At 69.4% G+C, this 14,854-nt stretch carries 11 protein-coding genes; 7 read left to right on the plus strand and 4 right to left on the minus strand.

What is annotated here, in order from left to right; genetic code table 11:
• The 6 genes from EJ913_RS31675 to EJ913_RS16625 all read left to right on the plus strand — a co-directional run.
• Positions 1-2,908: beta strand repeat-containing protein (locus EJ913_RS31675; RefSeq protein ID WP_185909804.1), on the plus strand; the 2,908-nt coding region annotated here is incomplete at its 5' end.
• Positions 2,909-3,115: 207 nt separating this feature from the next.
• Positions 3,116-5,623, plus strand: coding sequence for a glycosyltransferase (locus tag EJ913_RS16605; RefSeq protein WP_126999855.1), 2,508 nt, complete (start codon positions 3,116-3,118; stop codon positions 5,621-5,623).
• Positions 5,620-6,579, plus strand: a complete 960-nt coding sequence (locus EJ913_RS16610; RefSeq protein WP_238519336.1) for a lysylphosphatidylglycerol synthase transmembrane domain-containing protein — start codon at positions 5,620-5,622, stop codon at positions 6,577-6,579. Before EJ913_RS16605 ends, EJ913_RS16610 begins: the two co-directional genes overlap by 4 nt.
• 1 nt (position 6,580) lies before the next feature.
• The gene (locus tag EJ913_RS16615; RefSeq protein WP_126999857.1) at positions 6,581-7,690 is read left to right on the plus strand and encodes an acyltransferase family protein; all 1,110 of its coding nucleotides are present in this window, start codon (positions 6,581-6,583) and stop codon (positions 7,688-7,690) included.
• Positions 7,691-7,757: 67 nt separating this feature from the next.
• The gene (locus EJ913_RS16620; protein WP_185909805.1) at positions 7,758-8,669 is read left to right on the plus strand and encodes a methyltransferase domain-containing protein; all 912 of its coding nucleotides are present in this window, start codon (positions 7,758-7,760) and stop codon (positions 8,667-8,669) included.
• Positions 8,670-8,678: 9 nt separating this feature from the next.
• Entirely contained in the window at positions 8,679-9,437 is a 759-nt protein-coding gene (locus EJ913_RS16625) for a class I SAM-dependent methyltransferase (protein ID WP_126999861.1), read from the plus strand.
• A 22-nt stretch (positions 9,438-9,459) separates the two neighbouring features.
• Here EJ913_RS16625 and EJ913_RS16630 read toward each other — a convergent pair whose 3' ends face one another.
• The 4 genes from EJ913_RS16630 to EJ913_RS31680 form a co-directional block, all read right to left on the minus strand.
• On the minus strand, positions 9,460-10,659 hold the full coding sequence (locus tag EJ913_RS16630) for a glycosyltransferase (protein ID WP_126999863.1): 1,200 nt from the start codon (positions 10,657-10,659) through the stop codon (positions 9,460-9,462).
• 36 nt (positions 10,660-10,695) lie between these two features.
• Positions 10,696-11,721 carry a glycosyltransferase family 2 protein gene (locus EJ913_RS16635; RefSeq protein WP_185909806.1) on the minus strand — a complete coding sequence of 342 codons (1,026 nt, stop codon included), beginning with the start codon at positions 11,719-11,721 and terminating at the stop codon, positions 10,696-10,698.
• 164 nt (positions 11,722-11,885) lie between these two features.
• Positions 11,886-12,911: a glycosyltransferase 61 family protein gene (locus EJ913_RS16640; protein ID WP_126999865.1), complete on the minus strand. Its 1,026-nt coding sequence runs from the start codon at positions 12,909-12,911 to the stop codon at positions 11,886-11,888.
• A gap of 114 nt (positions 12,912-13,025) precedes the next feature.
• Positions 13,026-13,181, minus strand: coding sequence for a hypothetical protein (locus EJ913_RS31680; RefSeq protein WP_185909807.1), 156 nt, complete (start codon positions 13,179-13,181; stop codon positions 13,026-13,028).
• A gap of 109 nt (positions 13,182-13,290) precedes the next feature.
• Here EJ913_RS31680 and EJ913_RS16645 point away from each other — a divergent pair, with 109 nt between their 5' ends.
• The gene (locus EJ913_RS16645) at positions 13,291-14,796 is read left to right on the plus strand and encodes a tetratricopeptide repeat-containing glycosyltransferase family protein (protein WP_185909808.1); all 1,506 of its coding nucleotides are present in this window, start codon (positions 13,291-13,293) and stop codon (positions 14,794-14,796) included.
• Positions 14,797-14,854: the final 58 nt, after the last annotated feature.

Raw genomic sequence — 14,854 nt, forward strand, 5'->3', positions numbered from 1 at the left:
CGGTTCCGGCGGCATCGACACCGTCACCCTGGGCAACACCGGCAACACGCTGGTCGTGTCGGCCCTGGAGACCCTGGCCGGCGGCACGGGCACCGACGTCGTCACCATCGGCGTCACCACCGGCAGCGCGATGCTGGTCTCGTCGGTCGAGACCCTGATCGGCAACACCGGCGTCGACACCGTCACCCTCGGCTCGGCCGGCAACACCCTGCTGACCTCGGCGCTCGAGACCATCACGGGCGGTGCGGGCACCGACTTGGTCTTCCTCGGCTCCGTCGGCAACAACCTGCTGGTCAGCGCGGTCGAACTGCTGATCGGCGGTGCGGGCACCGACGTCGTCACGCTGGCCGGCAACGGCAACTCGATCGTCGTCCGTGACCTCGAGACCCTGACCGGCTCCGCCGGCAACGATCTGGTCACGCTGGGCAACACCGGCAACACCCTGCTGGTCGCCGCCCTGGAGACCCTGGCTGGCGGTGCTGGCACCGACGTCATCACCATCGGCATCACCTCCGGCAGCACGCTGGTGGTTTCGGCGATCGAGACCCTGACCGGCAACACCGGCACCGACATCATCACGCTCGGCGCCGGCGGCAACACCCTAGCGGTCACCCTGGTCGAACAGGTCTGGGGCGGCACGGGCACCGACGTCGTCACGCTCGGCTCCGCCGGCAACGCGGTGGTCGTCCAGTCCCTGGAAACCCTCACGGGTGGCGTGGGCGTCGACAGCGTCTCCCTCGGCTCCAGCGGCAACACCCTGCTGGTCTCGGCGATCGAGACCCTGGGCGGCGGTTTCGGCAACGACGTCGTCTACCTCGGCGGCACCGGTGGCACGCTGGTCGTTGGTCAGGTGGAAGTCCTGGTCGGCAGCGCGAACGTCGATGTCGTCACCCTCCTCGGTGTGGCCGGCAACACGCTGGTCATGCGTGACATCGAGACCCTGACCGGCGGCAGCACCTCCGATCTGGTCATTCTCGGCAACACCCGGAACGTCGTTCAGGTTTCCAGCATCGGAACGCTGACCGGCGGCACGGGCGTGGACGTCATCACCCTCGCCGGCACCGCGGGCAACACCCTGCTGACCTCCGGCCTGGAGAGCATCACGGGCGGCGCCTTCACCGATCTCGTCGTGCTCGGCTCCGCCGGCAACACCCTGACGGTCTCCTCGCTGGAAACCCTGACGGGTGGCGCGGGTACGGACGTGGTGTTCCTCGGCTCCGCTGGTAACACCCTGGTCGCCAACGCGCTCGAAGTGCTGGTCGGCGGCGCGGGCACCGACATCGTCACGCTGGGCGTCGCTGGTGCGACGATCGCCGTGCGCGACGTCGATACCCTGATCGGCAACACCGGCACCGAGATCGTCTTCCTGGGCGACACCGCCAACACCCTGGTGGCCACCCAGATCGACATCCTGATCGGCGGCGCGGCCATCGACATCGTCACCCTGGGCGGTACGGCGGGCAACACGCTGATCACCCGTGGTGTCGAGACCCTGATCGGCAGCGCGGCGGTGGACATCGTCCGGTTGGGCGACACGGCCAACACCCTCACGGTGTCGGGCGTCGAGATCCTCACCGGCGGCACCAACACCGACGTCGTCTTCCTGGGTTCGGCCGGCAACAACCTGATCGTCAACGCGGTCGAGGTTCTGGTCGGCGGCGCGGGCACCGACGTCGTCACGCTGGGTTCCTCCGGCACGACGATCGCCGTGCGCGACGTCGAGACCCTGATCGGCAACACCGGCACCGAGATCGTCTTCCTGGGCAACGGCGCCAACACGGTGGCCATCTCCCAGGTCGACATCCTGATCGGCGGCACGGCCAACGACATCGTCAGCCTGACGGGCACGTCGGGCAACACGCTGATCACCCGTAGCGTCGAGACCCTGATCGGCAGCGCGGCGGTGGACATCGTCCGGTTGGGCGACACGGCCAACACCCTTACGGTGTCGGGCGTCGAGACCCTCACCGGCGGCACCAGCACCGACATCGTCTTCCTGGGTTCGGCCGGCAACGACCTGACCGTCAGCGGCGTCGAGGTTCTGGTCGGCGGTACGGGCACCGACATCGTCCGGTTGGGCGCATCGGGCAACACGATCGCCCTGCGCGACGTCGAGACGCTGGTCGGCTCTTCCAACAGCGACATCGTGTTCCTGGGTGACACCAGCAACACGCTGACGGTGTCGGGCGTGTCGATCCTGATCGGCGGCACGGCCAACGACGTCGTCACCCTGGGTACGGCGGGCTCGCTGATCACCCGCGGTGTCGAAACGCTGGTGGGCAGCGCCGGTACGGACATCGTCCGTCTGGGCGACACGGCCAACACCCTCACGGTGTCGGGCGTCGAGACCCTGTTCGGCGGCACCAGTTCGGATGTCGTGACGGTGACGAGCGGTTCCATCCGCTTCGTCGGCGGCGCGGGTGCCGACACGGTGACGCTGCAGGCCGGTGTGAACGCCGACCAGATCGTCTTCACGACGGGTGGTGACGGTGGTGCGGCCGGTGCCAACACCGGCTTCGACGTGATCAACAACTTCCAGACCACGGATCGCGTCGTGATCTCGGGTGCGTTGGGGACCCTCGTCGACCGCAACGGCACCGGTGCCCTCGAAGGGGCGACCCGTGCGCAGGGTGCGGTGAACATGACCACGGACGAGGTCGTCGCCTTGTCCACGGCCGTGTCGGACTTGGCCGACGCTGGGCTGGCCAGCTTCCGCACCGCTCTGGGTTCGCTGACCGGTTCCTCGGCGAACGCGAGCAACCTGGTGCTGGCGAACGACGGGACGAACACCGGGCTCTACCTGGTGATCGACGCGAACGGAGACGGTCAGGTTGCCGCCACCGAAGCCCGCCTGCTGGCGCGCTTCAACGGTGTCCTGCTCGGCACCGGGAACGTCAACCTCGGTTGATCCCTGGCGAAAGCCTGAAGACAAGGGGAGGGGCGCTTTCGGGCGCCCCTTTCTTTTTTGCTCACCCTTTCCGTGCCAAGGCTCCGGCCAACCCGACACGGCTTGACAAGCGCCGACCCGGCGCGGAATGGTCCCCCCGCGGGTTGCCGGACAGTCGAGCCTTGGCGGTCGCAGCATCGCTATCGCAGGAAAACCGGGACCATCGTCATGCTTCCTCAACTGGCGTTCACTTGGCAGCTTTCGGAGATCCATGGCTGGGGCTTGGTCGGGGTCCACACCGCCCTGTATCTGGTCGAGCAGGACCGCCCGCCGCTGCTTCTGGAAAAGCCGTTGATGAGCAGCCTGCGGCCGGAAAACCGGGCGCGGCTCCAGCCCCTGGTGGCGTCGTATGAACAAACCCTCGCCCTGACCGAACAGAATCCCGGCAAGACGCTGAAGCTTCGGGAATGCGACGTGATGCACGCGCTGGGCAACGGCTTTGTGCCCGGCCCGCCGAGCCAACATTTCCAAGGCCGCCGCAACATCGGCGTCATCGCCTACGAGGACACCCGCTTCGACGGCGCCATCCTGGAACGGGCGCGCCGCTACGACCGGATCGTCGTCCACTCCACCTACAATCGGAAGCTTCTGGAGGACCAGGGCTTCACCAACATCGGCTGCGCCCTCCAGGGCATCGACGCGAGCGAACTGGTCGTGCCGCCGCCCTCGGGGCGTTTCGGCGACCGCTTCGTCATCTTCTCGGGCGGCAAGCTGGAGTTCCGCAAGGGGCAGGACATCGTGCTGGCCGCCTTCCTGCGCTTCCACGCCCGTCACCCCGACGCCCTGCTCGTCACCGCGTGGCAGAACGCCTGGACCGAGGTCGGCATGGGCATGGCGGAATCCACCCTGGTCCCCCATCCTCCGCGCGTGCGCGACAACCGGATCGACGTCCGCAGCTGGGCGTTCGAGAACGGCGCCGACGAGAGCAATTTCCTCGACCTCGGTTTCCTCGGCCGTCACCAGATCGCCGGCGTGCTGGCCGAATGCCACGCCGCCGTCTTCCCGAACCGCTGCGAAGGCGCCACCAACCTCGTCGCCATGGAAGCGATGGCCTGCGGCGTTCCCGTCATCCTGTCGGCCAACACCGGCCACATGGACCTGGTCGTCGGCGACGTCTGCCTGACGCTCGACGACCAGCGCCCGGTGCCCGACCGCAACGGCAGCCGTGTCGGCTGGGGCGAATCCTCGGTCGAGGAACTGGTCGAGCGGCTGGAAACCCTCTACGCCGACCGCAGCGCCGCCAAGGCACGCGGCGCGCGCGCCGAACGCTTCATCCGCGGCGAGCGGACGTGGCGCGCCTTCGCCGAGGCCTTCGTCGCCGTCTCCGGCGATCCGGCCGCCGCGGCCGTTTCCGATTCTGCCCCCGCCGATCGCCGGGAGGGCCCGGCGGCACCGTCGCCGGCCATGGGCGGCGGAGCACCCCAGACCATGACCATCCAGGACGCCCTGGCGCTCGCCCACGGGCACCGCGACGCCGGCCGGCTGGCGGAGGCGGAGACCGTCTATCGCCAGATTTTGGCGGTGCGCGCGGATCTGGTCCCTGTCCGGCTCGGCATTGCCCAGACGCTGCTCCTTCAGAATCGGGCGACGGCGGCACTTGCCGCCTACCGTTCGGCCATCGCCCTGCAACCGGACGCCGCCGAACTTCACGCCGGTGCCGGGAACGCGCACCAGCGCACCGCCGGCTACCGCGACGCCGCCACGGCCTTCCGGCGGGCGGTGACCCTGCGCCCGGACTGGCTGGAAGGCTGGAAGGCGCTGGGCAACCTCAGCGCGCTGGGCGGCGACGCGGAAACCGCCATCGAGGGGCTGCGGCGCAGCACCGGCCAGGGTCCGCACCAGCCGGTCCGGCTCTCCGACCTCCATTGCGCCCTGTCCAGCCACGACGCGATGGCCGGGCGGCGCGGACCCTGCGCCGGGCCGCTCAACGTCATCTACCGGATCAGCGACGGCGGCTATCCCAAGCCCAAGATCGCCGACAAGCGCACCTGCCTGCGCAATTTCCTGCAAACGGTGGGGCCTCTGCCCGGCCGGATGACGGTGGTGGCGGACAACTGCCACGACGAAACGGTGGTCATGATCGAGCGGGAAGCCGCCGAACATTTTGGACGCAAGGACGCCATCCGCATCCAGCGCACCAGCCTGGGCAACGGCCCGTCCTGGATCCACGCCCGCGACTTGGCGCTGGAACACGACGACGCCGAGCCCTTCTATTTCATCGAGGACGACTACCTGCACCTGCCAGGTGCCGGCGCCACCCTGCTGGAGGGGCTGGAACGGGCCGATTACGTCAGCCTCTACGACCATGCCGACAAGTACAAGGCGCCGGCCCTCGCCGGAAACCCGGTGGTCAGCCATGGCGGCGAGGTGACCCGCCTGATCCTGACCGCCTCGTCCCATTGGAAGTTCACCACCAGCACCACGATGACCTTCGCGGTGCGGGTCGGCACGCTGCGGCAGGACAAGCCGCTGTTCGATCGCTTCACCAGCAGCCGGCACCCCGACGACTTCGCCGTCTTCATCAACCTGATCACGCGCGGCCGCACCGTGCTGACCACCGTCCCCGGCCGCTCCACCCACGGGGAACCGGCGCTGCTGTCGCCGCTGGTCGATTGGGCCGCCGTCGCCGCAGCCGCAGCCGCAGCCGTCGCCGATGTCGGAGAGACGGTGCGTTGACGCTCCCCCCGTTGCGATCGCTGGGCTATCCCCTCAAGCTTCTGGTCAGCGCCGGCATCCTGCTGTTTCTGCTGAGCCGGATCGACCTTGTGGAGGTGCTGCACGAATTCGGCGGCATGCAGCCATCCCTCGCGGCGGCCGCCATGGCGCTGCTTGCCGCGACGCACGCCGTCAACGCGCTGAAGCTCGGGGTGCTGCTGCCGGAGCGGCGGGTCGGCTCCCTGTTCGCCTACACCCTGATCGCCCAGGCCTACGCCCTGCTGCTGCCCGGCCAGATCGCCGGCGAGGCCGTCAAGGCTTACCGCCTCAGCCGGGGGAACGGGGCCGAGGCGGGCGGGGTGGTGTCGGCCGTGGTCTTCGACAAGCTGGTCGGCGGCTTCGCCATCCTGCTGCTGTCCCTGACCGGCCTGTTGACCGAACCGACGCGCTTCGGCGGCGGGGGCGCCGTCTGGGCGACCGCCGCCGCCCTCGGCATCCTGCTGCTGTCCGTCGCCGCCTTGGCCGTCCATCCGGTCCAGACGGTCCTCCTGCGCCTGTTCCGAAGCGATGCCGATGGCTGGCGCGGCTGGATCGGCCGGCATCTGTCCCGTTTCCTGGAGTCCTGGCGCGCCCAGGCGATGCAGCCGCGCACCGTGGCGCTCTGCCTCGCCTACGGGGTGCTGTCCCAGACGCTGACGGTCGCCGGCTGCGTTCTGTTCGGCATGGGGCTGGGGATCGATCTCGGCTACGCGATCTGGTGCGTGATCATCGGCATGCTGACCGTCGTCCTGCTGGCTCCTCTGACGATCGGCGGCCTCGGTCTGCGCGAAATCTCGCTGGTCGGCATGCTGGGGCATTTCGGTGTCGCGCCCGACCGCGCCCTCGCCCTGTCCCTGGCCATTTTCGCGTTCCAGATCATGGTGGCGGTGCTCGGGATCGCTGTCGACCTGCTGGTTCTGCGCGAACGGCGGGCGTGACATGACCGGCCCGGCATCGCACCGCCGGCCCGAGCTGGACATCGCCCGCGCCATCGGGATCCTGTGCGTCCTCTACGGCCACGCCCTGGAGATGGCCTTTCTCGGGCGGGCGCAGGAACTGGGTTTCGCCTTCGCCCAGTGGCGTTTTCTCTACAGCTTCCACATGCCGCTGTTCTTCCTCGTCTCCGGCATGCTGTTCCGGGAGCGGCGCACGCGCGACGCCATCGCGAGCGCGCTCTTCCTCCTGCTCCTCGCGGCTGCCGTCCACGCGCTGGGCTGGCTCGGCACGTGGGGCCTCGGGGATCCCGGCGCAACGCTCGACAGCCTCCTCTTCCCCCTGCTGAACGGCTACGGCTTCTACACCTCGGTCGTCTGGTTCCTGGTCGCGCTGTCTTTCGTCCAGTTCGCCCATCACGCGATGGCGCGGAGCGGGCCGGCCGGCCGGGCCGCCGTCGCGGCGCTCCTCGCCGCCTCCTTCGTCGCCGCCCAAACGACGGGAACCTATCGTTTCCAGATGGGGGCGCTGCTGCCCGGGGCGGTGTTCTACGCCATCGGGCATTGGCTGACGCGCTCCGACCACGCCGGCCCGTCGGCCCGGCTGCGCCCGTTTGTAATCCCCGCCGCCATCGCGGCGACGCTGCTGCTCGCCCCGCTCAACAACGGCTGCCTGCTCGATCCGGCCGCGCGTTGCGGGATCCCGGCGCTGAACGGGGGCTTTGCCGTCTGGATGGCCTTCGGGGCGATCGGCTTCGCTCCGGCCTTCCTGGTCACGGCCCTGCTCGGCAGCCTGGGCGTGCTGTGGAGCGCGCAGGCCCTCGCGCAACGGGGTGGGGGCGTAGCGACGGCGCTCTCCGCCCTCGGGGCGCGGACGCTTGACCTGCTGATCGTCAACGGCTTCGTCCTCCAGTTCGTCCAGCCCCATCTGAAGCGCGTCATCGCCGACGGCGCTCCCGCCTGGGTCGGGGTTGCCTGGGCGCTCGGCCTGACCGTGGCGCAGATCCTGCTGCTGCCCCTGCTGGGACGGGCGACCGCGCCACTCATCGCCCTGGCGCGGGGAATCGCGGAGACGACGGCGGGCGGGCGCCGCGCCCCGTCCGCGTCCCACAGTTGATTTCGACCGTTCGCGCGGTATGATCGCCACCCCGGCGGTTCCGCCGGAAACCGGAGAGCCTTTGTCCGTGTCTGCCCCCGCCCCCCAGCGCCCCTGGACGGTCTGCCCCGCCTGCGGCGGCACGGACCACCGGGACGACTACGACTTCTCCGTCACTTCCACCCCCGGCGCCGTGCCTGGACGGGTCGTCACCTGCCGGGGCTGCGGCCTGCAGTTCAAGATCGCCGCGCGTCCCGACGTGCCGCTCGCCGATTATTACGCCGACACGGGGCTCTACCAGCACCGCGACGACGAGGCCGAGGCCGACAAGGAGTTCGCGCGCATCCTGGAGATCCTGCGCGGCCGCGTCCAACCCGGCGCCCGTCTGCTCGACATCGGCTCGGGCCCCGGGAATTTCCTGCGCGCCGCGGTGCGCGCCGGCTACGACGTCACCGGGGTCGAACTGAACGCCGGCCTGGCCGAGCTGGCCCGCACCGCCAGCGGGGCCGAGGTGATCGCCGGCGACGCCCTCGCCCTACCCAGGCTCCTGGCCGGGCGCGAAGGCGGCTACGACGTCGTCACCATGCTCGACCTGATCGAGCATGTGCTCGATCCCGTCCGCCTGCTGCGCGAGGCCGCCAGCTTCCTGAAGCCGGACGGCGTCCTGCTGGTCTACACCCCGAACCACGCCGGGCTGATCACCCGCGTCGCGGCGCTCGCCCACGGGCTGACCCTCGGGCGGGTCCAGGGGCCGCTGCGCGGCATCTACGACTGCGACCACATCGTCTTCTTCACGCCGGAGACGCTGCACGACGCCGTCCGCCGGGCCGGGCTGGAGCCGGGCGCCCTCACCATGGTCAAGTTCAACCCCGACCGCCGCAACATCGCGCGGGGCGTCACCGCCTCGGCGCTGCGCCTCATCGAGAGCGTCAGCCCCGTCCTGTTCGGCGAATTCCGCATGGTGCTGCTGGCCCGCCCGGCCGGCCCGCCATCCCCTTAGGAGAGGCCGATGGCCCTGCCGCAAGACCGTCCGCCCACCCCCGCCACGGCCCCCACATTGGCCGCCCTGGAGCTCGCCGGCTACGACGAGGGCTGGGACAGCAAATGGACCGACATGCGCCGTCACGGGCCGACCGGCCGGCATCTGCGCCGGATCATCGCCCGCATCATCGCCGACCTGCCGGCGCAGACCGTGCTGGACGTCGGCTGCGGCGAGGGCTCGCTGATCCAGGCGCTGCGCGCCGGGAAGCCGGCGGTCTACAGCGGCGCCGACTTCTCGGAGAGCGCGCTGCGCATCGCCCGCCAGCGGACGCCCGACGCCGAGTTCTTCCGCCTCGACCTGACGGAGGGGGCGCTCGACCGCCGCTTCGACCTCGTGCTGTGCACCGACGTGGTCGAACACATCGAGGACGACGTAACCGCCATCGCCAACCTCGCCCGGATGACCGGGAAACACCTGCTGGTCGCCACCATGCAGGGCCGCATGCGTGCCTACGAGAAGGGCGTCGGCCATGTCCGCAACTACCGCTACGGCGAGCTGAAGGCGAAGGTCGAGGCCACCGGGCTGGTGGTCGACCGGGTGGTGCAGTGGGGGTTCCCCTTCTTCTCGCCGCTCTACCGCGACCTTCTGACGCTGACCGGCGCGCGCGGCACCGAGGGGGAATACGGACCGGTCCGCCGCCTCGTCGCCGAGGCGCTCTACACCCTGTTCCTGTCCAACCGCTGGGACCGGGGCGACTACGTCTTCGTTCTGGCCCGGCGCCCCTGAGCCGGAGCCTCCGCAACCGCTCTCAAACGGTATCCCGGACCATGGTTCCGCCGCCCGCCCGCCGCTCCTCGACCAGCGTGAGGAAGGACAAGGCGGCGGACCGCCAGGAGAAGCTCTCCTCGACCCGCGCCCGGCCCCGCCCGCCGAACCCGGCGCGCAGCGCCGCGTCCCCGGCCAGACGGCGGAGCGCGGCGGCCAAGGCGTCGGGCTCCTCCGGCGGGACGAGGAAGCCGGTCTCGCCCTCCACCACCAGATCGCACGCGCCGGCCACGGCCGAGGCGACGACCGGCAGGCCGCTCGCCATCGCCTCCAGCACCACGTTGGGCATCCCCTCGTCGCGCGAGGGCAGGACGAAGACGTCGGCCTTGCGGTAGACATCGGCGAGCGCCGTGCGGCTGAGCCAGCCATGGATGCGCACCCGACCGGCCAGCCCGAGGCCGGCGGCCTGGCTTTCCAGCGCGTCGCGCCATTCGCCGTCGCCGACCACGTCCAACGCGACGTTGTCCAGGCCCGGCCGGGCGAGGGCGTCGATCAACACGTCGATCCCCTTCTGCGCCACCAGCCGGCCGACCGCCAGCAGGCGCACCGGCCCATCGGAAGAGCGTGTGGGGGCGGCCCCTTCGGCAACGGCCCGGGCCGGGGCGGCGGGGTGGAAGAGGGTGGAGTCCACGCCGTTGGGAATGACCGGGATGTCCAGGCCGGGCATGAAGCCCTTGGCCAGATCGGCCAGGCCGGCGCTGTTGGCGGTGACCGCCGCCGCTTGGCGCCACACCGTCCGCGTCATGGGGGCGAGCAGCCGGTGGAAGCGGTCCACCCCCTCGCAACGGAAGCCCGGCACGTCGCCGCCGCGCAGGCAGACCACGTAGGGAACCCCGGTCAGCTGGCGCAGCAGCCAGGTGACCGGGCCGCTGGGAATGCCGATGAAGGCAAGCGCCGCGTCGGGCCGCCAGCGAGCGGCCAGCACCGGCGCCACCAGCGAGGCCCCCGCCATGTAGAGCGCCATCTCGCCGATGCGGCCACGGTCGGGCCGGCGGCGGAAGGCCGGAAGGCGGTGGATGACCGCGCCGTCCGTCTCCTCGCGCCAGGGCAGGCCGGGGTAATGGGTGGTCAGCACCCGCACCTCGCAGCCCATGGCCGTCCATTCGCGGATCAGGTGCCGGCTCGCCGTGGCGGCACCCCCGCCGATCGGCGGGTATTCGTAATTCAGGAAAAGCAGCTTCATGGCGCGGACCCCGTCGTAGCGCCCCTCAGCGCCCCCTTACCGGCCATGGTCGACCACGGCCATCGAATGCACCTCCCCGACCGCGCGGCCGGCACCCCGGCGCGCGTGCGGCCGGTTGGCGGCCTCGCTGCCCTTGCCCAGCCTTTCGCCGATCAGGTAGAGCGGCCGGCTCTTCACCTCGCCGTAGATGCGGCCGATGTACTCGCCCATGATGCCGAAGCAGAAGATTTGCAAGCCGGTGAACAGCAGGCCGATCAGGAAGACCGACAGCGGCTCGGGCACCCAGGTTCCGGTCCACGCCCACCACGACAGGGCCGAGACCGCCCCGACGATCGAGGACACGAAGGTGATCAACCCGACGATCGACATGATGCGCAGGGGCATCGCCGAGGACGACACCAAGCCGTCCAGCGCCAGCCGGATCATCTTGCGCAGCGGGTATTTGGTGACCCCGGCGTAACGGCGCTCCCGGTGGTAGGGGACGCCCTCCTGCCGGTACCCCAGCCAGCTGATCATGGCGCGCAGCAGGCGGTGCTGCTCCGGCATGGAGCGCAGCGCGTCGATGACGGTGCGGTCCATCAGTCGGAAATCTCCGACGTTGGAAGGGATGTGGACGTCGGAGATGGCGTTGATCAGCCAGTAGAAGACCTTGGCCGTGACCAGCTTGAAGCGGCTCTCGCCGTCGCGCGACAGGCGCTGCCCGTAGACGACCTGGGCGCCGCTGCGCCATCTCTCCAGCATGGGAAGGATGGTTTCGGGGGGATCCTGGAGGTCGGAATCGATGATGACGACGGCGTCGCCCTCGACATGGTCGAGCCCGGCGGTCAGCGCCATCTGGTGGCCGAAGCAGCGCGACAGGCGCAGCACGGCGACGCGGGGGTCGCGCTTGCAGATCTCGTTGAGGATGAAGGGGGTCCGGTCGGTGCTGCCGTCGTCGATGTAGACGACCTCCAGCTCCTCCTCGATGCCATCCAGCGCCGCGCAGAGACGCCGATGGAACTCGGCGATGACCCCTTCCTCGTTGTGGCAGGGGGCGATGACGGAAACCATCCGCGTGTTCATGAACTCACCAGCTTCCCGCCGGAGCAGCGCAGGTCCCATCCGGCCGTTGCGCGGCAATGAGAGTCCCGCCGCCGCCCTTTCCTAGCGGCTCCCCCCCTTAAGTCAACCGCAATCTCTGGGACCGGACAAGGCCCGGCCGGCCGGAGGAATGGCCGCCCGTAGCCTCACTGCCCATGGGCGGCGTCGATGAACCGGGCGACGGCGGACCAGGAGATCTCGGCGATCTCCTTGTTGTTGTCCGCCCCATGCCCGAAGGCGTCGCCATGCCGGCTGTGCTCACGGAACACGAAGCCGTCGGCACGGCCCTCGACGCCGAAATAGGCGTGACGCTTCAGTTCCGCCAGGATCTGGTAGTCGTAATGATGCGCGCCTGCCGGGAAGATCTCCAGCACGGCGCCGTGCGGCGGCAGCCACAGCAGGTTCGTCATCCCGTTGCCGTGCACGCCGACGAGAAGATCGTAGCCCGCGGTTCTCCGCACCTGCTCGTGCCAGGGCAGCTCGGCGTAATCCACCGCATCCACCTGGATGCCGCCCTCCTCCAGCGTACGTAGAAGCTGCGCCTCGAGCGGGCCGGACAGGCAGCGCGGCGGCTTCCGCTTCACATAGAGGGCTCGCCGAACCTCGCCCGGCGCGGGGGGCGGCTTCGGCGAGGCCGCCACGTGGCGGAAAAGCACGTCCGCAAGCCCGCCCGTCCAGGCGCCCGCGATCGGCAGCACCGGCTCCAGGAACTTGTTGATCCGGGTCACGGCCAGGGTACGGTCGATCAGGACCACGTTGGTCAGGTCGACATCGGTCATGTCGGCCGGGGTCATCACCTCGACGTTCGGGTAGATGGCGGACAGAAGCTCCTTCTGGATGTTGTTCTGGGCCGGGTTTGTCCAGTTCCGGCTGGTGAAGACGATCCGGGCCACCGCCGCGTCCGGCAGATAGCTCCGGTGAAAGGCATGGAGGGCCAGGAATATCTCGATGAAGTGGAAATAATGGCCGATGTAGTTCGGGTCATGCACCAGGAAGGTGACGTTGCGCCACGCCTCGGCATCCGGGATGGAGGGGAAGAACGGGACGGGCGCGTCGAAACCGATGTTGTGCCCCTGCTCCGCCCGGCGCCGAATGGAGGCGCGCTGAAACAGCCGAAAGGGCATGTGCTCCGCCAGGGAGGCGTGCGTCAATGCTGATGTACGGTTGATCACGTCTTTATCCTGCACAGGGGCGACAGTTCGAATTCTCTAAGTTTATTCAAATCCTACCCAGCGCCGCCGATCCTAGACCACGACGGATCGGCCTGTCACCTGCTGTCCATGCCGTCAGGCGTCGGCATCGACGCGGCGAACGCTTTCTCTTCGCCCTTGACGTTCGGCGATGATATGAGCGTCCTCCTGCGGAAACACGCCCTTGCCTTTCCGAACGCGGCCGCCTCCACGGTGCATGATGTCGAACGAAACACCTTCCTTTCCGATCACGGTGGAGGCCCTCCCGTCCAGAGAGGGAATGGAGGCCGCCCTCCGCACGGACGCCCCGCCCCGGGGCCTGGAGGCATTGGGCCACGGCGCTTTGGATACGGCGACCGCGATGCTGGACGCACGGCACCATCACAGCGAGGGGCGTCTGTTCGTCGCGCGCCTCCTGTACGACGCGATACTTGCCGTTGAGCCGACGCATCACGACGCCCTGCATGGCCTTGCCGTTCTCCTGGTCCAGTGGGGCGACGTGAAGGGCGGCCTCGACCTGATCGGCCGGGCGGTGGACCGCCACGGCATGACCAACGATCTCGACCGCACGCTGGCCCGCCTGACCAGGTTTTACCTGGAGCGTTTCGTCCAGCCGACGGACGGCCTCTCCCGGCGGATCGACGTGATCGCCCCCCTGATGCCGAAGCTCCGGCAATCGCCCGCCGCCTACGAACAGCTGTTCTTCCATTTCGGCGGCGCCACCCCGAAGCTGCGCAGGGAAGGCCATTACCGGACCGCTGCCCGCTTCGCCAAGGTCGCTACGCTCATCGAGCCGGGCCGCTTCGACATCCTCTTCAACCTCGGCTTCTTCCTGGAGGCGGACGGGGACTTCGAAGGCGCGGCGGCGGCGTACCGGCATGCGGCGGCGGCCGGTGACCGCAGCCAGCACGCGCACGCCTGCATGATGTCGATGCACCTCGCCTTCCGGCTCGGACGCTGGTCGGAGTTCAAGGGGTTGCTGGCCCACAAATACGACTACGACGTGGTGGGCTGGTGGAAGACCCATCTGCCCGTTCCGATCTGGGACGGCACCATCCGGGAAGGCGCACGCATCCTCATCAACGGGGAATCGGGCTTCGGCGACGTCATCCAATGCCTGCGCTACGCCGATTACTTCAGCCAGCGTGGCATGATCGTGCACATCGTCTGCGTTCCCGGCCTGAAAGCTCTGTGCGCGCTGGGCAAGGGGGTGACGAGCGCCCTCACCCAAGGAGACCGGCTTCCCCCCGTCGATTTCCGCGCGCAGTCGTTCGACCTCTTCTACACGCTCGAAACCGACGCCGCCCGTTGCTTCGGCAGCGGCCCGTACATCGAGATTGCGAAGAGTCCTCACCGGGCGCCGACGCTGGAACGCAGGGACGGCGATGTTCTGATCGGCATCAAGTGGACGACGACCGACGCCACCAAGGACCTGCCGCTGGCGCTGTTCGCCAAGCTGCTGCTGCGGGACGGCATTCGTCTGGTCAGCCTCCAGCCGGAACCACCGGACGCGGAGAGCGGGCTCACGGTCGAACGGCCGCTCGATTCGTATTTCGCCGATCCGGCTTACGCCTTCGTCAGCACGGCCTGGGTCATCGACCAGATGGATCTGGTGGTCACGGCGGACAGCGTGATCGCGCATCTGGCCGGCGCGGTCGGGGCCAAGACCTGGGTGGCGCTGAAGCCGGTGCCCGACTGCCGCTGGCTCGTCGACCGGACCGACACGCCCTTCTACGACAGCGCTACCCTGTTCCGGCAGGCCCCGGACGAGCCCTGGTCGGCGGTCTTCGACCGCATGGCCGAGGCGCTCCGGCAGCGTCTGGAAGCCGTTCGCCCGGTGGTCCAACCCATGGCCCGGCCGATCTGAAGGCCACCGCCCGCAACCGGGCCGGGTGCGGAGGCGGGGCGGGGCGGGGCGGGGAATC

This window comes from Azospirillum doebereinerae (assembly GCF_003989665.1).
In the GTDB taxonomy this organism is placed as follows: domain Bacteria; phylum Pseudomonadota; class Alphaproteobacteria; order Azospirillales; family Azospirillaceae; genus Azospirillum; species Azospirillum doebereinerae.

Excerpts from the sequence above, each read along its gene's own strand:
- EJ913_RS16630 (WP_126999863.1), bottom strand. The coding sequence starts at position 10,659 with ATGAAGCTGCTTTTCCTGAATTACGAATACCCGCCGATCGGCGGGGGT.
- EJ913_RS16615 (WP_126999857.1), top strand. The coding sequence starts at position 6,581 with ATGACCGGCCCGGCATCGCACCGCCGGCCCGAGCTGGACATCGCCCGC.
- EJ913_RS16605 (WP_126999855.1), top strand. The coding sequence starts at position 3,116 with ATGCTTCCTCAACTGGCGTTCACTTGGCAGCTTTCGGAGATCCATGGC.
- EJ913_RS16625 (WP_126999861.1), top strand. The coding sequence starts at position 8,679 with ATGGCCCTGCCGCAAGACCGTCCGCCCACCCCCGCCACGGCCCCCACA.
- EJ913_RS16635 (WP_185909806.1), bottom strand. The coding sequence starts at position 11,721 with ATGAACACGCGGATGGTTTCCGTCATCGCCCCCTGCCACAACGAGGAA.
- EJ913_RS16645 (WP_185909808.1), top strand. The coding sequence starts at position 13,291 with ATGCTGGACGCACGGCACCATCACAGCGAGGGGCGTCTGTTCGTCGCG.